20 protein-coding genes are annotated in these 22,316 nt (G+C 72.4%); 14 read left to right on the forward strand and 6 right to left on the reverse strand.

Features of this window, described 5'->3' with window-relative positions; translation table 11 throughout:
• Positions 1-183 precede the first annotated feature (183 nt).
• From ABD944_RS42585 to ABD944_RS40900, 3 genes are all read left to right on the forward strand, one after another.
• On the forward strand, positions 184-588 hold the full coding sequence (locus ABD944_RS42585; protein ID WP_425550328.1) for an Rv3654c family TadE-like protein: 405 nt from the start codon (positions 184-186) through the stop codon (positions 586-588).
• Between the two features lie 161 nt (positions 589-749).
• Positions 750-2,015, forward strand: coding sequence for a hypothetical protein (locus ABD944_RS40895; protein WP_345187313.1), 1,266 nt, complete (start codon positions 750-752; stop codon positions 2,013-2,015).
• Between the two features lie 632 nt (positions 2,016-2,647).
• Positions 2,648-3,019 carry a hypothetical protein gene (locus ABD944_RS40900; protein WP_345187315.1) on the forward strand — a complete coding sequence of 124 codons (372 nt, stop codon included), beginning with the start codon at positions 2,648-2,650 and terminating at the stop codon, positions 3,017-3,019.
• A gap of 5 nt (positions 3,020-3,024) precedes the next feature.
• On the opposite strand, the gene ABD944_RS40905 is transcribed toward ABD944_RS40900, so the two are convergent.
• On the reverse strand, positions 3,025-5,334 hold the full coding sequence (locus tag ABD944_RS40905) for a DEAD/DEAH box helicase (protein ID WP_345187317.1): 2,310 nt from the start codon (positions 5,332-5,334) through the stop codon (positions 3,025-3,027).
• Between the two features lie 247 nt (positions 5,335-5,581).
• On the opposite strand from ABD944_RS40905, the gene ABD944_RS40910 reads away from it, so the two are divergent.
• From ABD944_RS40910 to ABD944_RS40935, 6 genes are all read left to right on the forward strand, one after another.
• Complete coding sequence (locus ABD944_RS40910) at positions 5,582-5,935, forward strand: STAS domain-containing protein (protein WP_021597910.1); 354 nt, start codon at positions 5,582-5,584, stop codon at positions 5,933-5,935.
• Between the two features lie 16 nt (positions 5,936-5,951).
• Entirely contained in the window at positions 5,952-6,401 is a 450-nt protein-coding gene (locus tag ABD944_RS40915) for an ATP-binding protein (protein ID WP_345187320.1), read from the forward strand.
• A gap of 307 nt (positions 6,402-6,708) precedes the next feature.
• The gene (locus ABD944_RS40920) at positions 6,709-6,912 is read left to right on the forward strand and encodes a hypothetical protein (protein WP_345187323.1); all 204 of its coding nucleotides are present in this window, start codon (positions 6,709-6,711) and stop codon (positions 6,910-6,912) included.
• A gap of 649 nt (positions 6,913-7,561) precedes the next feature.
• The gene (locus tag ABD944_RS40925; protein WP_345187326.1) at positions 7,562-10,087 is read left to right on the forward strand and encodes a sodium-translocating pyrophosphatase; all 2,526 of its coding nucleotides are present in this window, start codon (positions 7,562-7,564) and stop codon (positions 10,085-10,087) included.
• 129 nt (positions 10,088-10,216) lie between these two features.
• Positions 10,217-10,357, forward strand: a complete 141-nt coding sequence (locus tag ABD944_RS40930; protein WP_345187328.1) for a hypothetical protein — start codon at positions 10,217-10,219, stop codon at positions 10,355-10,357.
• A 10-nt stretch (positions 10,358-10,367) separates the two neighbouring features.
• On the forward strand, positions 10,368-10,838 hold the full coding sequence (locus ABD944_RS40935; RefSeq protein ID WP_345187330.1) for a SixA phosphatase family protein: 471 nt from the start codon (positions 10,368-10,370) through the stop codon (positions 10,836-10,838).
• Between the two features lie 4 nt (positions 10,839-10,842).
• On the opposite strand, the gene ABD944_RS40940 is transcribed toward ABD944_RS40935, so the two are convergent.
• The 5 genes from ABD944_RS40940 to ABD944_RS40960 form a co-directional block, all read right to left on the reverse strand.
• The gene (locus ABD944_RS40940; protein WP_345187332.1) at positions 10,843-13,092 is read right to left on the reverse strand and encodes an FUSC family protein; all 2,250 of its coding nucleotides are present in this window, start codon (positions 13,090-13,092) and stop codon (positions 10,843-10,845) included.
• A 61-nt stretch (positions 13,093-13,153) separates the two neighbouring features.
• Complete coding sequence (gene serB, locus ABD944_RS40945; RefSeq protein ID WP_345187334.1) at positions 13,154-14,356, reverse strand: phosphoserine phosphatase SerB; 1,203 nt, start codon at positions 14,354-14,356, stop codon at positions 13,154-13,156.
• Between the two features lie 63 nt (positions 14,357-14,419).
• Positions 14,420-15,463, reverse strand: coding sequence for an S-adenosylmethionine:tRNA ribosyltransferase-isomerase (locus tag ABD944_RS40950; RefSeq protein WP_345187337.1), 1,044 nt, complete (start codon positions 15,461-15,463; stop codon positions 14,420-14,422).
• Entirely contained in the window at positions 15,460-16,791 is a 1,332-nt protein-coding gene (locus ABD944_RS40955) for an MFS transporter (protein ID WP_345187339.1), read from the reverse strand. The genes ABD944_RS40950 and ABD944_RS40955 overlap by 4 nt, the downstream gene beginning before the upstream one ends.
• A gap of 23 nt (positions 16,792-16,814) precedes the next feature.
• Positions 16,815-17,483, reverse strand: coding sequence for an SDR family NAD(P)-dependent oxidoreductase (locus tag ABD944_RS40960; protein WP_345187342.1), 669 nt, complete (start codon positions 17,481-17,483; stop codon positions 16,815-16,817).
• A gap of 214 nt (positions 17,484-17,697) precedes the next feature.
• On the opposite strand from ABD944_RS40960, the gene ABD944_RS40965 reads away from it, so the two are divergent.
• The 5 genes from ABD944_RS40965 to ABD944_RS40985 all read left to right on the forward strand — a co-directional run bounded on the left by ABD944_RS40965 (position 17,698) and on the right by ABD944_RS40985 (position 22,038).
• Entirely contained in the window at positions 17,698-18,837 is a 1,140-nt protein-coding gene (locus ABD944_RS40965; protein ID WP_345187344.1) for a GAF domain-containing sensor histidine kinase, read from the forward strand.
• Positions 18,834-19,535 (forward strand): response regulator, encoded by a 702-nt coding sequence (locus tag ABD944_RS40970; RefSeq protein WP_345187347.1) that lies wholly within the window; start codon positions 18,834-18,836, stop codon positions 19,533-19,535. The genes ABD944_RS40965 and ABD944_RS40970 overlap by 4 nt, the downstream gene beginning before the upstream one ends.
• Positions 19,536-19,572: 37 nt before the next feature.
• On the forward strand, positions 19,573-20,358 hold the full coding sequence (locus ABD944_RS40975; protein ID WP_345187349.1) for a PP2C family protein-serine/threonine phosphatase: 786 nt from the start codon (positions 19,573-19,575) through the stop codon (positions 20,356-20,358).
• Between the two features lie 530 nt (positions 20,359-20,888).
• Entirely contained in the window at positions 20,889-21,233 is a 345-nt protein-coding gene (locus ABD944_RS40980) for a DUF2752 domain-containing protein (protein ID WP_345187352.1), read from the forward strand.
• 88 nt (positions 21,234-21,321) lie between these two features.
• Complete coding sequence (locus ABD944_RS40985) at positions 21,322-22,038, forward strand: RDD family protein (protein ID WP_345187354.1); 717 nt, start codon at positions 21,322-21,324, stop codon at positions 22,036-22,038.
• Positions 22,039-22,316: the final 278 nt, after the last annotated feature.

Below are 22,316 nucleotides of genomic sequence, written 5' to 3' on the forward strand. Positions count from 1 at the left end.
GGGCGATCAGGGAGTGGTGGCCAGGGAGCGGTGGTCAGGGGAGGGGCGATCGGGGAGGGGCGGCCAGGGAGCGATGGCCAGGGAGAGGGGGCACGTAGGGGTGGTCTGGGAGGGGTGGTCAGGGGCGGGCGGAGGGGGAGGGCAGTGGGGTCACGGGCGGGGGGTGAGGGAGTGGGACGGCGGGTGAAGTTGAGGGGCGGGGATCGGGGGTCCGGGACGGTCTGGGTTTTGGGGTTCGCAGTGCTCGTCTGGGTGGTGGGGGTGGCGGCGGTCCTGGTCGGCGGGGTTCGGGGAGCGCGGCATCGGGGGGAGGCGGCGGCCGACATGGCGGCACTCGCGGGCGCGGCGCGAGTCGCCGATGGGGGCAGGTCCGCCTGCGCGAGGGCCAGGGAGATCGCGGTCGGGTCTGGGGCGCGGATGGTGCGGTGCCGGGTGCGGGGGGAGACCGTCGACGTCTCGGTGGCTGTCGAAGTCCCGATGCTCATGGGGCTGAAGGGGCGGCGGGTCGTTTCTCGGGCGAGGGCTGGCCCTGTGGAGCGGGACGGCGTACCCTGGCGCCACATGTCTCGTTGCACTGAGTGTCAATAGAGGCCGGGGAGGGTGCGGAGAATGAAAACACGTTCCTCTTTGTCATCCCCCTGTGACTTTTGCTACCCGGTGGTACGTTACGCTGCCGTAAGCCCGTAGTTATCGTCAGGTGCGGTGCGCCCGGCGGAAGACCGGCGCGAGCTGTCGAAGGGATTGAGGCCGTGACCATCATTCGCAGGATCGGTGCGATCGCGCTCGCGGCACCCCTTGCGATGAGCTTCCCGGTACTCGCCGCCCTGCCCGCGCAGGCGGCCTCGACCAGCGTCATCACCCCGGCGGACGGCGCCGTCATCAGCAGCGGGTCCCAGGTGACCGCCAAGGCGCACTTCGACTTCGCGATCACGATGCAGCTCCGGGTGGACGGTCCCGGGATAGGCGACACGTTCCTCCAGGAGAAGGGCCTCTCCGGCGATATGTCCGGAACCTTCTCGATCAACCGGAATGGTCGCTACAAGGTCTACCTGCTCGGCAAGCAGACCAACCACGTCTACGACTCCAACACCTTCACCGTGCGCATCGCGCCGGCCGCGCCGACCGGCGTGTCCGCCAGCGCGTCCGGCGGCAAGCTCGTCGTGAAGTGGAACCGCGGCCTCGAAGACGACCTCACCGGCTACGCGCTCGCCGGCTCGGGAGTGAAGTCCAAGTCCGGCTCGCTGAACTCTCTCTGCTCGGGAACGAGCTGCTCCGCCACCCTGTCGCTGACCAGGTCCACTGGCGCGGCGTCCGTGGGCGTCAAGGCGATTCGGTCCACGGGCACGGGCGGCTCGCTCTACTCAGGCATCGCATCGGCGACCGCCTCGCTGGGAGGCGGGACCGGTTCCGCCCCAGGCAGCGGTTCGGTGCCGTCCCTGCCGACCGGCGGTTCCGGGGTCCCCAGCACCGGGACGCCGCTGACCCCGTTCAACAACAACTCGCCGGTCACCCTCCCGTCCGTCCAGCCGGACGGCGCGACGCCCGGGTTCACCTACCCCGCGCCGCAGATCGCCACCGACTCGCCGAAGGCCCAGAACATCGCGGCGACCGACCGGCTCCAGTGGGGCAAGAGCGTCGGCATCGCGCTGGTCCTGCTGATCGTCGCCGCCCACCTCGGGACCTGGACGCGCCGCCTGCGTGTCGCCCAGGCGGGCACGAGCAGCAACGGCATGGCGGCCCGCATCGCACGCAGCGGCACCGGCCGCAAGCGGGTGAGCAAGTCGCGCGAGCAGATCGCGCGCGCCGAGGCCCTCGCCAAGACCGCGCCAGTGGTGGCGGCCGGAGCCAAGGGGGCGCGCTCCTCCAAGCGCGCGACCCGCACGGCCGTCCTCGACTCGAAGCCGAAGGCCGGCCGCCGTCCCGCGACCCTCGGCAAGCCCTCGGGCGGAGTGAACGTCCGCCTCGCCAACTCCGGCACGAAGACGAAGCCCAAGCGCGGCCGCCGCCGCAAGTAGCTTCTCTCGACCACCGGACCCCCGCCGGGCCCGTCCGTCCGGCCCCCAACTCCGCGGCGACGGCGGCGAACGTGCCGCAGGCCGCGCTGAAGGCGATGCGGCGCGACCAGCGCCGGCCCTCAAGCAACCTGCGGACTAGCCGCATGTGAGGTGTCGTCCATTCCCAGCGGCCTGAAGACGACGTGCGAGTCGTTTGCGCGTTGGCTGCGCTCGCGGGCTGGTCGTGTTCATGGCTGGGTGGTCTGACGGGCTGGCTGGACCGGCGCACACGGCTGGCCGGGCTTGCGTTTCGGCTGCGCTTGCGGGCTGGTCGTGTTCGCGGGGTGGGCGGCTTCGCGGGGTGGGCGGCTTCGCGGGGTGGGCGGTTTCGCGGGGTGGGCGGTTTCGCGGGGTGGGCGGGGTCGTGGGTGGGGTGGTTGGGTGGCGGCTTTGCTTGCGTGTTGGGGGTGTGGTTTCTCCGGCGGTGGGTGGGGTTCGGTGGGTGGGAGTTGGTGGTGGGGCTGGCGGGGGGTCGGGGCAAGGTCTAGGCTGCCTTGCCAGTCGGATCGTCTGGCTTGTCCGGCAATGCGGTCCGTCGTCCGAGACCTCGGCCCCGTCCTGCACAGGGGCCCGATGGAGAGGGGACCCTCCGCATGATCTTCCTGGGACTGCTCGTCGCGCTCGCCGCCGGAGCGGTCGGCGTCGCCGTGGTGCTGGACAACCCGGACGCGGCCCAGCTGACCGTGTTCGGCGACGAGGTTCCCGGGGTCACCTCGCAGTGGCACGTCTTCATGGCCGGCGCCGTCGTCGCCATCGTGTTCATGGCGGGGATGATGGTCGCGTCGCTGGGGTTCCGGCGCACGATGAACATGCGGCGGGAGCTGCGGGACCTGCGGGACGAGCACGAGGAGTCCCTGCAGACGCTGGAGATGGAGCGGCGCAGGCTGCAGCAGGCGCTGGCCCAGGCCCGACGCGGGATGGACGACCAGGCCCCCGTCCCCGCCCAGCGCGTCGCGCCCAACTGACCTCGCTACGCCGGTGCGTCGTGGAGGAGGACGGCCAGAAGGTCGAGGGCGCCGCGCTTGTCCAAGGGGTCGTTGCCGTTACCGCATTTGGGGGACTGGATGCAGGACGGGCAGCCTGAATCGCACTCGCAGGACGCGATGGCGTCGCGGGTAGCGCGTAGCCAGGCGGCGGCGTCGCCGTAGCCGCGCTCGGCGAACCCGGCGCCGCCTTCGTGGCCGTCGTAGACGAAGACGGTGAGCAACCCGGTATCGGGATGGACGGCGGTGGAGACGCCGCCGATGTCCCAGCGGTCGCACGTGGCGAACAAGGGGAGCAGACCGATCGAGGCGTGTTCGGCGGCGTGGGCGGCGCCTGCCAGGTCGAGGTCGTCCAGACGCGAGATCTGGGCTTCGGAGAGGGTCCACCATACGGCGCGGGTTCGGAGGGTCCGTGGCGGCAGGTCCAGGGGCTTCTCGCCGAGCATCTCCCCCGTCTGCAAGCGGCGCATCTGGTAGGCGACCACCTGGCGGGTGACTTCGACGGTTCCGAAGCTGAGGGTGGCCTCGCCCCAGGAGACCGAGCGGAGCGGCTCCACGATGCTGATGTCGGTGACGTCGCGGGCGGTGGTCGAGTAGTCCGGGTCGGCCGCCTCGACGAGCGCGACGGAGTCGTCCAGGTCGAGGGTCTGGACGATGAACGACTCGCCCTGGTGGATGTAGACGGCCCCGTCGTGGACGGTGGTGTGCGCGGACGGCTCGTCCACGGTGCCGAGGAGCCGTCCGGTGGACGCCTCGACGACCTGGATGGGGGCGCCGCCCGCGCCCCGGATGTCGGCGAGGTCGCAGGCCCTGTCGCGGCGCGTCCAGTACCAGCCGGCGGGACGGCGGCGCAGGAGACCGCGCCGCACCAGGTCCGGCAGGAGGTCGGCGGTGGCGGGCCCGAAGAGCGGGAGGTCGTCCTCGGTGAGCGGCATCTCGGACGCCGCCGCGCACAGGTGAGGTTCGAGCACGTAGGGGTTGTCGGGGTCGAGCACGGTGGCCTCGACCGGCGTCCCGAAGATCGCCTCGGGATGGTGGACGAGGAAGGTGTCGAGCGGGTCGTCGCGCGCCACCAGGACGGACAGGGCCGCCTGCCCGGAACGTCCGGCGCGTCCCGCCTGCTGCCAGAGGGATGCGCGGGTGCCCGGCCATCCGCACACCAGGACCGCGTCGAGCCCGGAGACGTCCACGCCGAGCTCCAGAGCGTTCGTGCTCGCCAGACCTATGATCGAGCGCGAGCGCAGGGCGGCCTCCAGGGCGCGCCGTTCCTCGGGCAGATACCCGGCCCGGTAGGCGGCGACCTGGTCGGCCAAGCCGGGGGCTACCTCGTGCAGAGCGCGCTTGGCGCTGAGCGCCACCGACTCTGCGCCGCGCCTGGACCGGACGAAGGCAAGTGTCTGGACACCCTCGACGACAAGGTCTGCCAAGAGGTCACCGGCCTCAGCGGTGGCCGTCCGGCGAACGGGCGCGCCTTGCTCACCGCGCAGGTCCGTCAGTGGCGGCTCCCACAGGGCGAACGTGGCGGGCCCCCGCGGCGAGGCATCCTCGTCCACGGCCACTACATCGAGACCGGTGAGCCGGGACGCGGCCGTAGCGGGCTCCGACGCGGTGGCCGAAGCGAGGATGAACGTGGGCGACGCGTGGTAGCGCCCGCACACCCGGCGTAGGCGGCGCAGAACCTGCGCGACGTGCGACCCGAAGACCCCGCGGTACCCGTGGGCCTCGTCGATGACGACGTAACGGAGGCGGCGCAGAAAGGACGACCACCGGGCATGCCCGGGAAGGATCGACCTGTGCAGCATGTCTGGGTTGGTCATCACGTAGTTGGCGTGCTGCCGGACCCACGTCCGCTCGTCCTGCGGCGTGTCGCCGTCGTAGGTCGCCGCGCGGACCCGGGTGAGGCGCAGCGCGCGGAGAGCGCGGAGCTGGTCGGCGGCCAGGGCCTTCGTCGGCGAGAGATAGAGAACCGTCCCCTCGTGGCGAGGGTTCTCGTCGCCCGCGTAGATCGCCTCGACGCAGGGCAGCAGGTAGGCGAGCGACTTGCCGGACGCCGTCCCTGTGGCGATGATCACAGAGCGTCCGGCGCGGGCGTGCTCGGCCGCGGCGGACTGGTGCTCCCAGGGGGACTCGATGCCGGCGGCGGCCAGCCGCTCCACCAGCAGCGGCGGCGACCAGGAGGGCCACGCGGCCCGGCGCCCCTGACGTGCCGGAACGCTCTCCACATGGGTGATTCGTTCGCGTCGTCCGGGGTCGGCGAGCAGCCGGTCCAGGGGAGTTGAGGATCTTTGGGCGCCCATCAGGTTTTCAGTGTGCCAGCCGGGGCAAAACTACGGGAACGCCCCGGCGCCGGAGGGCCCGTTCCCCCTGCTCTGACCCTGAGATCAGCAGGTCAGACGGGATGGCGCGAACTTTCGCCCGTGTGGGCGATTACGCGCGTACACGACGCCGGAGCGTGGTTGAATCACGGCGAAGTCTCGGCGTTCGGCGCCCTGCCCATGGGGCCGGACGGCGAGATCGGATAGCTGCACGGCGCGTGGAGGATCTGTGGATCTGAAGGTTAACGACTACACCACCGACGATGGCCTCACCGTCATCAACGTGGAGGGCGAGATCGACGTCTACACGGCGCCGAAGCTTCGCGAGAAGCTCATCGACCTGGTGAACAAGGGCAAGTTCCACCTGCTCGTGGACATGGAGAAGGTGGAGTTCCTCGACTCGACCGGTCTCGGCGTCCTCGTCGGCGGGCTGAAGCGGGTGCGCGCCCACGACGGGTCGCTGGAGCTCGTGTGCACCCAGGAGCGCATCCTCAAGATCTTCCGGATCACGGGGCTGACCAAGGTCTTCGGCATCCACGACTCGATCGCCGAGGCCGAGGAGAAGCGCAAGGGCGCCAAGTAGGCGGCCCGCGACTCAGATGTCGACCGTTGAACTGTCCTTCAGCGCGCTGCCCGTCCACGTCCGGACCGCCCGGCTGATCGTCACCGCCGTCGCCCGTCGCAGCGGCGTCGCCGAACCGCTGCTGGACGAGGTCCGGCTCGCGGTCGCCGAAGCGTGCTCCCGGGCCGTGGAGGCGCACCGCCGGCACTGCCCGGACGAACCCGTCCGCCTCGAACTGCGCGGCGAGAAGGGCCGCTTCGAGGTGATCGTCAGCGACACCGTCCCCGGCGACCTCCCGCCGGAGGGGCTCCCCGCAGCCGCCGAGGACGAGGGAGCGGACGAGTTCGAGTACGGCCTGGGCGAGGGCACCGCTGAACTGGGTCTGGCCGTCATCGCCGGGCTCGCCGACGACGTGGAGATCGCCAACACGCCGAAGGGGGTCCAGATACGGATGAGCTGGCCGGCCGAAGCCGAGGCGACCATCTAGACGCGCCCGCGCCACCGCGACCAAAGGCCCCGCCCCGGCGGGGCCTTTGTAATGCCTTTTCTCCTCCTTCGGGCCCTGGCGGCCCTCCATCGTCGATAAAGGCGGGCGATCGCTGGCATCGCTTCGTCTCGCCTTGGCGGCTCGCTGCGCGATCAGGTTCTCGCTTCGCTTGAACCTGCCTTCGGACGCGATCGCGGCCCCTCAGCTTGTTGCGTGGTTGCGGTGGTGGCTGAGGTTGTCGCGGCGGCTGTCACCGTGCTTTTTCTGCTGGTCCGTCTCGGAGGGCGGGGTCGCTGCTGCTGCGGACGTGCTGGCGCGTCCTGTTGATGCTGAGACGACCGACCTGCGGGTCTGGCCGGTCCCGGGCGTTCTGGTGATCTTCCGCCCGATGTCCGCCGAGGAGATCGACTTCGATGTCGACCTTCGCGAGCTGCGGGGCCAGGCAGGAGTGGACGTCCTCTGCCGGTTCCTGACCGCCGGGGGCGTCGTCTGGGCAAGCCGGTGGTCATGACGTCCGAAGGGGACCACGGAAACCCATGCCCGGGTTCGATCCCGTCGCCGAGCGCGTGGTGCTCATGACGGACCCGCCGTCCAGCTGACCGCCGCGGCCACTCGGGGGGCGCCGTCGCGGAGCCTCCCCTACAGCACAGCTGGCTGAGGTGCGGGGCTGGTTGTCGGCCAGGGGGTGGAGCGGTGCCGTCGAGGTTGGTTACTGCGTGTGAGCGCGGTCGGGGACGGGTGGGGGCGGTGGGGTTGGGGGTGTGGGATTCTCTTGTGATCGTCGGATGTTGTCCCGATTTGGGTCTAGACATATTCCGTGTTAATGCTTAGCTTGAATGCGGACGCCGGTGGTCGTGCCGAGGTGCTGGTCATGCCCCGTGCCCGTCAAGGTATCGGCGGGGTAATGAATGGCTGGCCCAGTCTGACCTGGGACGATGCCGCCCGATCGGGCCAATGGGTCAATTTCTGGCGTATCGCGTGTTTCATTTCGGCGACATCTTCATGAAGGGCGTCGCGGCCTTAACATTCGACTTACGCGTGCGTAGACTCCCGGCACCCGCGTTGCCGTGCGAGGCGTTCGAAATCGTGACTCGTTGGGTACGCGGTAAAGATCGCTTTTATCTCGGTCGCGATCGCAACGCCCCTGTCGAGGAGGACGGATGCCCGGGTTTTCCCTGTCAGACCCGGCCAGCGCTGAAGTGGATCTCGGCGGCGGCGACCTTTCCCTGGTCGTCGTCGTCGCCGTGGTCGCACTGCTCGCACTGGCCGTCGCCGCGGGTCTCGTACGCGACGTCCTGGCCGCCGGCCAGGGCACCGCCAAGATGCAAGAGATCGCGCGCGCCGTTCAGGTGGGCGCGGGCGCCTATCTGAAACGCCAGTTCCGGACGGTCGCGATCTTCGTGGTCCTGATCCCGCTCGTCCTGCTGCTCCTGCCCGCCGACTCCACCAGCGAGCGGATCGGCCGGTCCGTCTTCTTCGTCATCGGGGCGATCTTCTCCGCCGTCACCGGGTTCACCGGCATGTGGCTGGCCGTCCGGGGCAACGTCCGGGTCGCCGCGGCCGCCCGCGAGGAGGGCGGCGAGAAGGTCGCGATGCGGATCGCCTTCCGCACCGGCGGCGTCGCGGGCATGTTCACCGTCGGGCTCGGCCTGTTCGGCGCCGCCGTCGTGGTCCTGGCCTACCAGGGCGACGCGCCGAAGGTGCTGGAGGGCTTCGGCTTCGGCGCCGCGCTGCTCGCCATGTTCATGCGGGTCGGCGGCGGCATCTTCACCAAGGCCGCCGACGTCGGCGCCGACCTGGTCGGCAAGGTCGAGCAGGGCATCCCGGAGGACGACCCGCGCAACGCGGCGACGATCGCCGACAACGTGGGCGACAACGTCGGCGACTGCGCCGGCATGGCCGCCGACCTGTTCGAGTCGTACGCGGTCATGCTCGTCGCGGCGCTGATCCTCGGCACCGCGGCGTTCGGGAACCAGGGCCTGGTGTTCCCGCTGATCGTGCCGATGATCGGCGTGATCACCGCGGTGATCGGCATCTTCGCGGTGGCGCCCCGCTCCGGCGACCGGTCCGGGATGACCGCGATCAACCGGGGCTTCTTCATCTCCGCCGCGATCTCGGCGGTCCTCGTCGCGGTCGCCGCGTTCGTGTACCTGCCCTCGTCCTTCGCGGAGCTGGACGGCGTCCGCGACAAGGCCATCGCCGGCCTGGACGCCGACCCGCGCTGGGTCGCGCTCGGCTCCGTCCTGATCGGCATCGTGCTCGCCAGCGCGATCCAGCTGCTCACCGGCTACTTCACCGAGACCAACCGCAAGCCGGTCAAGGAGGTCACCGACAGCGCCCGGACGGGTCCGGCCACCGTCATCCTGTCGGGCATCTCGCTCGGCCTGGAGTCCGCCGTCTACACCGCGCTGGTGATCGGCGCCGCCGTGTACGGGGCGTTCCTGCTCGGCTTCGGCAACACCACCGTCGCGCTGTTCGCGGTGGCGATGGCCGGCACCGGGCTGCTCACCACCGTCGGCGTGATCGTCTCGATGGACACCTTCGGGCCCGTCTCCGACAACGCCCAGGGCATCGCCGAGATGTCCGGGGACGTCCAGGGCGAGGCCGCCTCCGTGCTGGAGCGGCTGGACGCGGTCGGCAACACCACCAAGGCCATCACCAAGGGCATCGCGATCGCGACGGCGGTGCTCGCCGCGACCGCGCTGTTCGGCTCGTTCCGCACGACGGTGATCGCGGCGCTCGCCGGCGCGTCGAAGGACGCCAGGAACGCGATCGGCGCCGACTTCCTGAACTTCAACCTGTCGATCGCGAGCCCGAACGTGCTGATCGGGCTGATCATCGGCGCGGCCGTGGTGTTCATGTTCTCCGGCCTGGCGATCATGGCGGTGGGCCGCGCGGCCGGCCGGGTCGTGGTCGAGGTGCGCGAGCAGTTCCGCACCAAGCCCGGGATCATGGACTACACCGAGAAGCCCGACTACGACCGGGTCGTGGACATCTGCACCCGGGACGCGCAGCGCGAGCTCGCCACCCCGGGCCTGCTGGCCATCATGACGCCGATCGCGGTCGGCTTCGCCCTCGGGTACGCGCCCCTCGGCGCCTATCTCGGCGGCGCCATCGCGGCGGGCGTGCTGATGGCGGTGTTCCTCGCCAACTCCGGCGGCGCGTGGGACAACGCGAAGAAGCTCGTCGAGGAGGGCCACCTCGGCGGCAAGGGCAGCGAGGCGCACGAGGCCACGATCATCGGCGACACGGTCGGCGACCCGTTCAAGGACACCGCCGGCCCCGCCATCAACCCGCTGATCAAGGTGATGAACCTGGTCGCGCTGCTGATCGCGGACGCGGTGGTGACCTACGCGGGGAACACGCTACTGCGCGTCGGCGTCACCGTGTTCTCCGTCGCTGTCGTCGTCGCGGCGATCGTGATCTCCAAGCGGCGCGCCGACCCGATCGGGGAGTCGTCCGCCGACCCCGCCATCGAGGGAGGCAGGCCGGGGCCGGACGCCGCGAAGAGCGGCGAGGCCGCGGGGGCGCTGGACAAAGGAGCGCCGGAGGAGGCCAAGGTCGGCGCCGAAGGCGCCGCGGGGGGCGCGGGGGGTCGACCCCCCTCGAACAGCGGCGTAGGGGCCGACTCGGCCGGGGCCAAGGCCGAGCCGGACGCCGAGGAGTCGTCCGCGGGCAAGTCCTGACCGTCTGAACGCGAGGGGCCGGTGGCTTTGTGCCACCGGCCCTTCCGCGTTTTCCCGGGGGCCCGTCCGACCACTCCGGGCCCGGTCGTACGCTGTCCGGGAGGGACGGGACGTCCCTCCCTCGACCCAGTGGAGCGATCTCGGGAGGCGGCCGTGGCGAGCGGCGGCAAGCGGGCGATGTCGGGGCCCAAGGGCTTCGCGATCGTGATCGGCGGAATGTTCGGCATCATGCTCGTGCTGTGGACCCTGGCGGCCCTCGCGGCCCCCTAATGTGGCGCCCATGCCCACGCTCATCGTGCTCCGCCACGCCAAGGCCGAAGCCGGTCTCGGCATACCCGACGTCGACCGCAAACTCACCGATCGCGGGCGCCGGGACGCGACCGCGGCCGGAGACTGGCTGCGCGCGAACGACCTCGTCCCGGGGCGGGTGCTGTGCTCGCCCGCCGCGCGGACCCGGGAGACCCTGGCGCGCCTGGCGCTCGACGCGGAGACCGCCTTCGAGCCCGGCATCTACGACAACGATCCCGACGGGCTCCTCGCCCTCGTCTCCGAGGCTCCGGACGAGGCCGGCACGCTCCTGCTGGTCGGGCACAACCCGTCGGTGCACCACCTCGTCCACGACCTGACGGGCCAGGCACCCGACGCCTTCCCCACCTGCGCCCTCGCCGTGATCGACCTGCCTCCGGGCGGTTGGGCCGACGTCCGGCCCGGCCTCGGCACGCTGCGCACCGTCCGCACGCCCAAGGACTGACGGCTCACGGGCGCGATTCGGCGGCCTCCAGGGACGACGCGATGACCTGGTTCACGTCCCGTCGCAGCTCCCCGATCGTGTAGCGGGTCCCGGAGACCTGCAGCAGGGCGTGCCGCAGCGGGGTGAGCTCGTCGGGGCCGACGCCCTCCTTGATCTCCGCGCGGCGCCGCCGGGTCAGCGTGGACAGGTAGGAGTCGAGCTCGGCGAGCTCGTCGGAGAGCTCCTCGACGGGCGCGCCGGCCTCCGGGTCGCGCTCCCCCGGCTCCTCCAGCAGGCCGGCCGCCTCCTCCAGCTGGTCGGCGAGGCGGTCGAGGATCTCGGGGATCGGCCCGGTGTCCACGGCCCGCTCGCGGGACAGCTTCGCGACCGCGACGAGGTGATCGCGGGCGCGGTGCGCGGCGGCCACGGCCCTGCGCAGCAGGTCGATCAGGTGGAGGTCGGGCACCCGCTCGTGGCCGAGCCGGGTCCGGGTCTCGTCGACCGCCTCCGCCGCCCGCTCCGCCGTCACGATCGCGTCGTGCGGCAGCCGGGTCCGCTCCCCGGCGAGGACGTCCGCCGCCGCCCGGACGAGCCTGGCGTGGGTGCGCAGGAGCCGTTCGAGCTGGCCGGGCATCCGTTCGAGGTGCCCGGCGGGCCACAGCAGCAGGACGGCGAGGTAGGCCATGAGCGACCCGGCCAGGGTGAGGCCGATCCGCTCGCCGGCGGTGCGCCAGTCCGCGGGCGCGGAGAAGTCCAGCAGCATCATCGCCAGGGGCGTCCCGAACAGGGCCCAGTAGGCGAAGTTCACCGACCGCATCGCGAACCCGGCCCCCGCGAAGCAGAACGCGATCACCGCGACGGTGGCCTGCCCGGGCGCGAGCGTCAGGATGACCGCGGCGACGGCGGCCCCGGCGGCGGTGCCCCCGACGCGCTGGACGAGCCGGTCCACGGTCTCGCCGTAGGTGGCGCGCAGGCTCAGCATCGCGGTGATGGTCAGCCAGTGGCCGTGCGAGATCCCCAGCGAGGCGGCGAGCGCCATCGACACGACCGCCGTCACGTACACCCGCGCCACCTGCCGGAACGTGGGGGAGCGCGTGCGGACGGCGCGGGCGACCCGGTCCCAGGCGGGCATCGGGTCGAGCGTGCCCGGCATCCGCGGCGCGGCGAACCCGATGCGCAGGCCTCCCGCGACGAGGCGGCGCAGGGAGGCGACCTCGCCGGCGATGCGGTCGACGGAGCGGCGCACCTGGCCGATCAGCGCGACCGCGACCAGGTCCTCGTCGCCGGCGAGTCCGGCGCGCCTGATCTGCTCCGCGGAGCGGACCATCCGGCGGACGGCGGCGGACTCCTCGCGGCCGAGCGGCGCCTCTCCCGCCGTGGCGAGCGCCCCGGCCAGCAGCCGTAGCCGGGCGGCGAGCGCGGAGATCGCCGTCTGCGTCTCCATCTCCCACTCGCGGTCCGGCGGGTAGTTCTTCGCCGCCTCCAGGACGGCCTGGAGGGTCACCGTCTCGTGCAGGATGCGCCCCAGCGCGTCGATCACCCGCTCGGGCCTCGCGGGTTCGTTCGCCGCCCGCCCCGACCGGTACAGCTCGTAGGTGGCGCGTGCCGCCGTCAGCGACTCCGACGCCGCGCGCCGCTTGGCCTCCCAGTCGGGGATGCGGGTGACCGCGAGCAGGTCGGGGTTCGTCAGCTCGACGGCGTCGAGGGGACCCGCGTCGCGGGCTCCGAGGTCCTGCGCCACGGCGTCCAGCGCCTCGGCGACCGCGTACGCGGACTCGCTCAGCGCCTCCCGCAGCGGCCGCAGCCGCCGCGCGGGCCACGGCGCCAGCAGCAGCGCGGCCGTGAGCAGCCCGCCCACCAGCTCCAGCAGGCCGATGTTCACCACGTCCGCGGACGGCGGCCGGACGGCGCTCAGCAGCACCGCGAGCCCCGCCGTCGACCCGATCCGCGGCACCGCTACGCCGAGCGCGACCAGCGGCGGCACGACGGCCACGGCCGGCCACAGATGCCCGCTGAGCAGCCCGCCCACCCCGGACCCGACCGCGACGATCAGCACGCCGACCGTGAGGTTGCGCGCCCGCGACCCGTACGGGCCCTCCGGCGCGCGCAGCGCCACGAGATAGGCCCCGAGCGCGATCATGGATCCCTGCGCGGCGTGCCCGTTCAGCGCGCCGACGAGCAGCGGCACGGAGACCGCGAGGGCGGCGGCGAGCCCGTAGAAGGGCGCCGCCTGCCCATGCACCTGGGCGTAAGCCCCCCGCGCCCGCCGCAGCATGAGGCCTGTCTACCCCCAGGCGCTGGGTTTTCCCAGTGGCTGCGACGCCCGGGAACCCCGGCTATGCCTGGGAGTCTTCGGCGTCGGCGGCTTCCACTTCTTCGCGGGAGATGCCCAGGAGGAAGACGATGGTGTCGAGGTAGGGGACGTTGACGGCGGTGTCGGCGGCCTGGCGGACGACCGGCTTGGCGTTGTAGGCGATGCCGAGGCCGGCCGCCTGGAGCATGTCGAGGTCGTTGGCGCCGTCGCCGATCGCGACCGTCTGGCTGATCGGGATGCCGGCCTCGCGGGCGAAGCGCTCCAGGGCGGCCGCCTTGCCGGCGCGGTCGATGACCTGGCCGGTGACGCGCCCGGTGAGCTTGCCGTTCTGGATCTCCAGGGTGTTGGCGGCGGAGTAGTCGATGCCGAGGTCCTCGACGAGGGCGTCGGTGACCTGGGTGAAGCCGCCGCTGACGATCGCGAACTTGTAGTCGAGGCGCTTGAGGGTGCGGACCATGGTCCGGGCGCCGGCGGCGAGGCGGAGCCGGTCGCGGACGGAGTCGATGGCGGAGGCGTCGAGCCCGGCGAGGAGCGCGACCCGCTCGCGCAGGGACCCCTCGAAGTCGAGCTCGCCGCGCATGGCGGCCTCGGTGACCTTGGCGACCTCGTCGAGGCAGCCGGCGTGCTCGGCGAGCAGCTCGATGACCTCGCCCTGGATGAGGGTGGAGTCGACGTCCATGACGATGAGCCGCTTGGCGCGCCGGTGCAGGCCGCTGTGCTGCACGGCGACGTCGACCCGCTGCTCGACGGCCTCGGCGGTGAGCGCGGCGCGCAGCCCGTCGGGGTCGGCGCCGGAGACGTCCATCTCGATGCAGGTGACGGGGTTCTGGGCGAGGCGCTCGATGCGGTCGATGTTGGCGCCGTGCGCGGAGATCCGCCCGGCGATGCCCGCCATGGCGGCGGGCATGAGCGGGTTGCCGAGGACGGTGACGTGCAGGCGTCCGCTGCGCTTCGGCATCCGCTTGTTGCGCCCGGTGGAGAGCTCGATCTCCATGTCGAGGTCGTTCGCGACGCGTTCGGCGGCGTTCCACACCCGCCCGATGTCGGCGCCCTCGGTGTAGGCGAGCAGGACCCCGAGGACGAGCCGTCCGCGGATCACGACCTGCTCCACGTCCGCCACCGTGAGGGGGAACTGGGAGAGTGTCCGGAAGAGGCGCGACGTGACGCCGGGGCGGTCGCGGCCGGTGAGTGTGATGAGCAGCGTGCGCTCTGCTGACCCGTCCATAGCTGTTGTCAACGGTACCGGCCGCGCCGGGCGTCCCGCCCGCCAGGTCCGGCATGCGAGACGCTATCCGGGAAGGATCAGGTTCAGATCGCCGAATTCGTGCCAGAGGTAGCGCTCGGCGAGGGCGGCCTCGTACGTGGCGTTGAGCAGGTCGCGGCCCGCGATGGCGGTCAGCATCATCAGGTGGGACGACCTCGGCTCGTGCAGGCCGGTGAGGAGGCCGTCCACGGCTCGGACACCGTCCTCGGGGGTCACGACGCGCTCGGTCCAGCCGGAGGACGCCTGGACGCGTCCGGAGGCGTCCACGGCCGTCTCCAGCGCCCGCACGGCGGTGGTGCCGACGGCGATCACCCGGCGGCCCCGGGCCCGGACGTGCCCGACGAGGGCCGCGGTCGGCTCGGGGACGCTGTAGCGCTCGGCGTAGGGCGGCTCGTGGGCCTCGGGGGACGCGACGCCCGTGTGGAGGCTGATCGGGGCGATCAGGACGCCGCGCGACACCAGCCGCGTCACGAGTTCGGGCGTGAAGGGGCGGGCGGCGCTCGGCATCTCCGCGCCTCCGGACGAGCGGTCGTGGGCGAAGGCGGTCTGGTAGGCGGCGACCGGCCAGTCGCGCCGGACGTACCCGTACCTGATCGGGACGCCGTGGCGTCGGAGGTAGGGGACGACGTCGGTGCTCAGGCGCGCCTGCCAGAGCCGGTCGGACACTCCTCGGGCGCGGTCCGCGTGCCGTCCGACGAGGGTGAGGGTGGCGCCGCCGGGCATCGGGATCCACTCGCCGGGGGTGCCTCCGGCGTACGGGCGGCCGGCCTTGCCGGCGAGGCGGCGCAGCTCGACGAGCCACAGCCGGTCGTCGGCGCCGGGGACCGGGGTGGAGAAGTGCACGCTGATCCGGTCGAGCCGGACGGCGGCGGGCAGCGTGGCCGAGGTGTTGACGACGAGCAGGTCGCCCGGGTCGAGCAGGCCCGGCAGGTCGCGGAACGCGTGGTGGGAGACCTCGCAGGCGGCGCGCCGGGAGACGAGGAGCCGGACGCCGTCGCGGGCCCGGCCGCGTGCCTCGGGCGGCTCGTGCGCCTCCAGCGCGGCGGGGAGGGTGAAGTCGACGGTCATGTCCGGACCTCCAGGCGGAGAGCGGCGATCACGCCGAACGCGGCGATCGCGGCGAACAGCGCCCCGGCGACGGCGAGCCCGACGTCCAGCCGGGCGGCGCCGAAGCCGGTGACCAGCGCGCCCGCGACCCCGACCACGAGGGACGAGCCGAGGGTGTCGCTGATCTGCAGCGCGGAGGAGTTGACGCCCTGCTCGTCCTCGGCCGACAGGTCGAGCAGCAGGACGGAGAGGCTGCCGATCGAGAAGCCCATCCCGGCGCCGCCGACGATCCACGCGGGGGCGGCGAGCCAGCCGGAGAACTGCAGGGCGACGGTGGCGAGGACGATCCCGGTGGTGACGAGCACGGCGCCGAGCAGGGCGTAGAACTCGCGGGGGCGCTCGGAGCGGCCCTGGATCTGGGACGCCGCCGACCAGCCGAGCGCGCCGACCGTCAGGACGATCCCCGCCTGCGTGGCGCTGAAGTCGTGCAGCCGGGTCAGCGCCAGCGGGATGAAGACGTCGGTGCCGAAGAAGGCCCCCGACAGCAGACCCCGGACGAGGATGACGCTCGGCATCCCGCGGCGGAGCCGGAGCGTTCCGGCGGGCACCAGGCGGGGCAGCCCGAAGGCCAGGCCCGCGAGGCCGACGAGCACGGCCGGCAGGAGCTTCCAGTCCGCCCCGTCGAGGCCGTAGAGGAGGACGCCGGTGCCGGCGGCGACGCCGAGGGCGGCCGGGTACCGCGACCTGCCGGGGGCCCGGGCGGCGCCGGAGGGCGCGATGCCGCGCAGCACGGGGAGCAGCATCAGCGCCGGCGGGATCACCAGCGGGACGAGGCCGAGGAACACCCAGCGCCAGCCGGCGTGCTCGGCCAGGGCGCCCCCGGCCGCCGGGCCGACCAGCGACGGCAGCACCCAGGCGGCCGACAGCGCGGCGAACACCCGGGACCGCAGGTCCTCCGGGTAGACGCGGGCGATCACCACGTAGAGGGCGACGAGCGGTACGCCCGTGCCGAGGCCCTGGACGGCGCGCCCGGCGACGAACACCCACATGGACGGCGCCGCGCCCGCGATCAGGAGCCCGGCGACGAACACGGCGAGCCCGAGCAGGAAGGGCCGGGTGGGGCCTGACCGGTCGACCCAGCCGCCGGCGAGCACCGTGGCCAGCAGGCTGGTGATCAGGGTCGCGCTGAAGCCCCACGCGTACAGGGACAGGCCGTCCAGATCGTTCGCGACGACCGGCATGACGGTCCCGACGGCCATGCTCTCGAACGCCAGCAGCGTCACGACCAGGACGATCCCGAGCGTCGCGGCCCGGAACCCGGTGCCCAATATGCCCTGCTTTGTTGTCACCTGATCATGATCAAGGACGGTGGTCATCGCGCGGCCGCCAGGTCCGCCGCGCGGTGGCGCCCGCTCGGAAGGCGGCCGGAGACGAGCCGGTGCAGCGCGGCGGCGGCCTCCTCGGGAGGCGGGGCCGCGTCCGCGTCCTCGCCCGCGGCGCGGAGCATCGCGGTGTTCATCTCGCCCGGGTCCGCCCACCACACCGCGACGTCGGGCTCCTCGGCCGCGAGGACGTTCGACAGCTGCTCCAGCGCCGCCTTGGACGCTCCGTAACCGCCCCACGTCTCGTAGCCCTCCACGGCCGCGTCCGACGTGATGTTGAGGATCGCGCCGCGCCGCTCCCGCAGGCCGGGCAGGACCGCCTGGATCAGCGCGAGCGGCGCCACGACGTTCGTCGCGAGCGTGTCCGCGAAGGCGTCCGCGGGAAGCGAGGCGAGCCGGGGCATCGGCGTCGGGCCGAGCGTGCTCGCGTTGTTGACGAGCAGGTCGAGCCCGCCTGCGACCGCGCGGGCGAGGGCGGCCCGGTGCGCGGGATCGGCGACGTCCCCGGGGATCGCGGTCGCGCCGGTCTCGGCCGCGACCGCGGAGAGCGGGCCGGCGTCGCGGGCGTCGACGACGAGGGTCCAGCCGTCCCGGGCGAGGGTGCGGGCGAGCGCCCGGCCGAGGCCGCGGGAGGCTCCGGTGATCAGTGCCGTCTTCATGCCCTCGACGCTAGGGACCGGCGCGCCCGGCGGCATCGGCCGACGGGTCCACCGGGGGCTCGTCGGATGGTCCTAGGACCGGCGTCCCGCGCCCCGGGGAGGGGCGCCGCGGCACGTACTCCCGCCGGCTGATTCGAGAAGACCCGCCTAGAGAGTACGGTCTTCACATGCGGGCGCCGAGGGGCGCCCGGACGGGGGAGGACGAGAGGCCGGAATGGCGACGGACGAGGGCTGCCGCGGCGACCAGGGCGCGACCCTGCACGCCGTCAGTTCCGCCGTGCTCGCCGTGACCCGCCACCTGTCCGTGCACGAGGTGCTCCAGGTGATCGTCCGGGCGGCGGCGCAGCTGCTGGACGCCCGCTACGCGGCCCTCGGCGTGCCCGACGACGAGGGCTCGTTCGCCGAGTTCGTCGTCGAGGGCGTCTCGGAGGAGGAGTGGGAGCGGATCGGCCCGCTGCCCCGCCAGCACGGGATGCTCGCCGCGATGCTGAAGAGCGACGCGCCGAAACGGCTCGGCGACATCCGCAAGGAGGCCGAGTTCGAGGGCTGGCCGGTCGCGCACCCCGTCCTGAAGGACTTCCTCGGCGTCCCGATCCGCGACGGCGCTGACGTTCTCGGCATCGTCTTCCTGGCCAACAAGCGCCGTCCCGGCGGCTTCACCCAGGACGACGAAGACCTGCTCACCCTGTTCGCCGCGCACGCCGCGATCGCGATGGCGAACGCCCGCCTCTACGAGCACAACCGCGAGCTCACGGTCGTCGCCGAACGCAACCGGCTCGCCCGGGAGCTGCACGACGCCGTCGCGCAGAAGCTGTTCTCGCTGCGGCTGACGGCCCGCACCGCCTCCGCGCTGGCCGAACGCGACCCCGTCCGGACCGTCCGGGAGCTCGAACAGGTCGAGCGGCTCGCCGCCGAAGCCCTCGCCGAACTGCGCGCCGTCATCTTCGAGCTGCGTCCCACCGACCTGGCGGACGGCCTCGTGGCGTCGCTGCGCAAGCACGTCGAGGTGCTCGACCGCGCACACGAGTCCAACGTCCGCCTCTGCGCCGACGAAGCGATCGTCCTGCCGGAGGAGCACGAGGCCGTCGCCTTCCGCATCACCCAGGAGGCCCTCTACAACGCGCTGCGCCACGCCCGGGCGAACACCGTGCAGGTCCGGCTCCGCACGGAGGACGAACGGGCCGTCCTGGAGGTCTCGGACGACGGCGCGGGGTTCGACGCGTCCGAGGTGGAGCCCCAAGGCGGGCTCGGTCTCACCTCCATGCGCGAGAGGGCGTACTCGATCGGCGGCGAACTCGCGATCGAGGCCGCGCCCGGCGGAGGCACGACGGTCCGGCTGGAGGTGCCGCTGTGAGCGCCGCGCGCGGGCCGATCCGGGTCCTGATCGCCGACGACCATCCGGTCGTCCGGCAGGGACTGCGGACCTTCCTCGGCATCCAGGACGACATCGAGGTCGTGGGCGAGGCCGAGGACGGCACGTCGGCCGTGACACTGGCCGAATCCCTGGAGCCCGATATCGTGCTCATGGACCTGAAGATGCCGGGCGCCGACGGCCTGACCGCGCTGGCGGAGCTGCGGGCGCGCGGCGTCGCCGCACGGGTCCTCGTCCTGACCAGCGTGACGGAACGCGGGCACGTGCTGCCGGCGGTCCAGGCCGGGGCGGCCGGGTACCTGTACAAGGACGTCGACCCGCAGGCGCTCGTCCAGGCGATCCGGGCGGTCCACGACGGGCACGTCCTGTTCGCGCCGGACGCGGCCGAGGCGATGCTGCGGAACGGGACGGCGGGTGACGCGGGACGGGACGACCGCGGCCTCGCCGCGCTGACCGAACGGGAACGGGAGGTGCTCGTGCACATAGCGCGGGGCAGGTCGAACCGGGAGATCGCCCGCGCCCTCGTGGTGTCCGAGAAGACGGTCAAGACGCACGTCAGTAATCTGCTCATGAAACTGGGAGTCCAGGATCGGACGCAGGCGGCGCTCTACGCGGTCCGGCACGGTGTCGGAAACACGAGTGCCGCCGGGGAAACCGGGAAGACCAACGCCCGCGGCTGATACAAACTCCTCTGACAGGATCGTCATCGAAATTGGTATGAACGTAGCAATCAGGTACGCAGCAGGCAGCGACATCGGGTGCAACCGGGAGAACAACGAGGACTCCGGGTACGCCGGTGCGCGGTTGATCGCGGTCGCGGACGGCATGGGCGGGTATGCCGGCGGCGAGGTCGCGAGCTCGACCGTGATCGGCTCACTGCGCTCGCTGGACGCCGACGCCCACAAAGACGATCTTGTCGACATGCTGGGTCGCGCCGTGGCCGAGGCCAACGAGAAGTTGCGCATCGTCCGGGAGGAACGCCCCGACCTGAGCCGGATGGGCACCACGCTCACCGCCATGCTCTGGTCCGGCGAGTCCGTCGCGCTGGCGCACGTCGGAGACTCGCGCGGCTACCTCCTGCGCGACGGCGAGCTCTTCCAGATGACGCAGGACCACACCATGGACGAGCTGCTCAAGGCGGAGGCCGAGCAGGCCGGCCAGCAGGCCGATCCCGCCGAGACGTCCCGGCTCTCGCACGTGCTGTACCGCGTGCTGGACGGGCGCGACGACCGCGAACCCGACCTGCGGCTGCGCGAGGCCCGTCTCGGCGACCGGTACCTGCTGTGCTCGGACGGCCTGAGCGGCCCGGTCGACGCGCAGAAGATCTACGAGGTGCTGTCCGCCGAGGCCGACCCGCAGCGCGCCGTCGACCGGCTGATCGAGATGGCCCGCGACAACGGCGGCCCCGACAACATCACCGCCGTCATCGCCGACGTCGTCGAGGCCGAGCACCTGTCCGGCTCCGAGGAGCCGGTCGTCGTCGGCGCCGCCGCCCAGGCCTGACGCCCGCCCGGCCCCGTACCCCGCGGGCCGGACGCCGGACCCGGCCCGACGCTCCTCGGGCCGGACGATCCTTCGGGCCTCGATGCCCCCGGGCCAGGCGCGATGCGCCGTTCCGCCCGCCCGCGCGCCACGCCGCGCCCTCAGAATGCCGCGCCGTTCTCCCCGGTCCCCGGCGCATCCCCGGCCTCGCCCCGCCCGCGCGCACGTCCCGTTCGCCGCACGCCCCGCACCGGACGATTCATTCATGCTCGGAACGCGAAAGAGTGCCCATGTAGCAGGTGATTTGTCCTACTCTTGCCCCAGAGGTGGTGTAGCCGAGCACTGAGTAACGGTCTGACACCGGATCGTTGCCCGGACTTGACCCGCCTCCGGGTGCACCCGATATACGGGTCACTCACCTGTATGTCATCGAGGCGGAGGATTCGTTGGGGGGAGCGCCCGGGGCGGCGTCCGCCGGTGCACCGCGAGGTGCTCTCGGGGGAATCGTCAGCCGGACCCTCACCGCAGCGCGGCACGGACCCCAGGGTGCGGTGCTGCGTGTCGCGGCGATGGCCGTCGCGGCCATCGGCGCGTCATGGATCCACCGCGTGAACGACCCCGGCGTGCTCTGTCCCCTGCGGGCGCTCACCGGAATCCCGTGTCCCCTGTGCGGGGGCACGACCGTGTTCATCGAGTTCGGCTCGGGCCGTCCCGGCCAGGCCGTCCTCGCGAACCCGGTCGCGCTCGCCGGCGCCGTCGCCGTCGCCGCCGCACCTCTGGGGCTGGGTGAACGGTGGTGGGCACTCCAGCCGAAGACCCGTGCCTGGATGCTCGGCACCGCCCTCGTCGGGTCGGAGCTGTGGCAGCTCGTCCGGTTCGGTGTTCTGCGGGTTTGAGCCGCGGTCGGTCCTCGGTCAGACTTGCGGAGCCCACCGGGTCCGGCGGGCGTCACATAACCACAGGGTCAATCAATAAGGAGCAAGTGTGGGCAACCCCTACGACCCGTACGGTCAGCAGCCGGGCTACGGGCAGCAACAGCCCGGGTACGGCCAGCAGCCCCCGGCCCAGCCCGGTTACGGCCAGCCCGGCGGGCAGCCCGGCTACGGTCAGCCCCCGGCCCAGCCCGGTTACGGCCAGCCCCCGGCCCAGCCGGGCTACGGCCAGCCCCCGGCGCAGCCCGGGTACGGCCAGCAGCCCCCGGCCCAGCCCGGCTACGGCGCCCCGTCGGGGCCCTCGCAGCCCGGCTACGAGGTGCACCACCACCACTACGGCTCGGGCGGCCAGCTCGCCGAGTGGGGCTCGCGCGCCGGCGGCTACATCATCGACTACCTGATCTTCGGTGGTCCGGTGTTCGTGCTGTACATCCTGATGATCATTCTCTCCAGCTCGGGCAGCTCGGGCGCGGCGCTGTTCGGCCTCCTGCTCATGCTGATCGGCGCGGCCATCTCCATCGCGGGCGGCCTGTGGATCTGCTACCAGGAGGGCACCACCGGCCAGTCCATCGGCAAGCGGCAGATGGGCATCCGCCTCGTCAGCGCGCAGACCGGCCAGCCCATCGGCTTCGGCATGGCCTTCGTGCGCAAGATCGCGCACGTCGCCGACAGCTTCCTGTGCTACATCGGCTTCCTCTGGCCGCTGTGGGACGAGCGCAAGCAGACCTTCGCCGACAAGATCTGCAACACCATCGTGGTCCGCGCCTGACCCACGACCCACGACAGCGGGGCGCCCCACCCGGGACGCCCCGCTTCGCTGTCCCGACCCGGCGCCCTCCGCTTCGCTAGCGCTTGGCTCCGGGCACCGGGGATGTTTCTTTGTGGGGGGCGACCCCCCACGCCCCCCGGCAAGAGCGGGTCCGACCCGGCGCCCTCCGCTTCGCTAGCGCTTGGCTCCGGGCACCGGGGATGTTTCTTTGTGGGGGGCGACCCCCCACGCCCCCCGGCAAGAGCGGGTCCGACCCGGCGCCCTCCGCTTCGCTAGCG

It is taken from the genome of Actinomadura verrucosospora (assembly GCF_039540335.1).
GTDB classification, from domain to species: Bacteria; Actinomycetota; Actinomycetes; order Streptosporangiales; family Streptosporangiaceae; genus Spirillospora; species Spirillospora verrucosospora.

Excerpts from the sequence above, each read along its gene's own strand:
- ABD944_RS40940 (WP_345187332.1), bottom strand. The coding sequence starts at position 13,092 with ATGCTGCGGCGGGCGCGGGGGGCTTACGCCCAGGTGCATGGGCAGGCG.
- ABD944_RS40950 (WP_345187337.1), bottom strand. The coding sequence starts at position 15,463 with ATGACCGTCGACTTCACCCTCCCCGCCGCGCTGGAGGCGCACGAGCCG.
- ABD944_RS40935 (WP_345187330.1), top strand. The coding sequence starts at position 10,368 with ATGCCCACGCTCATCGTGCTCCGCCACGCCAAGGCCGAAGCCGGTCTC.
- ABD944_RS40960 (WP_345187342.1), bottom strand. The coding sequence starts at position 17,483 with ATGAAGACGGCACTGATCACCGGAGCCTCCCGCGGCCTCGGCCGGGCG.
- ABD944_RS40975 (WP_345187349.1), top strand. The coding sequence starts at position 19,573 with ATGAACGTAGCAATCAGGTACGCAGCAGGCAGCGACATCGGGTGCAAC.
- ABD944_RS40915 (WP_345187320.1), top strand. The coding sequence starts at position 5,952 with ATGTCGACCGTTGAACTGTCCTTCAGCGCGCTGCCCGTCCACGTCCGG.
- ABD944_RS40900 (WP_345187315.1), top strand. The coding sequence starts at position 2,648 with ATGATCTTCCTGGGACTGCTCGTCGCGCTCGCCGCCGGAGCGGTCGGC.
- ABD944_RS40965 (WP_345187344.1), top strand. The coding sequence starts at position 17,698 with ATGGCGACGGACGAGGGCTGCCGCGGCGACCAGGGCGCGACCCTGCAC.
- serB (WP_345187334.1), bottom strand. The coding sequence starts at position 14,356 with ATGGACGGGTCAGCAGAGCGCACGCTGCTCATCACACTCACCGGCCGC.
- ABD944_RS40905 (WP_345187317.1), bottom strand. The coding sequence starts at position 5,334 with ATGGGCGCCCAAAGATCCTCAACTCCCCTGGACCGGCTGCTCGCCGAC.
- ABD944_RS40925 (WP_345187326.1), top strand. The coding sequence starts at position 7,562 with ATGCCCGGGTTTTCCCTGTCAGACCCGGCCAGCGCTGAAGTGGATCTC.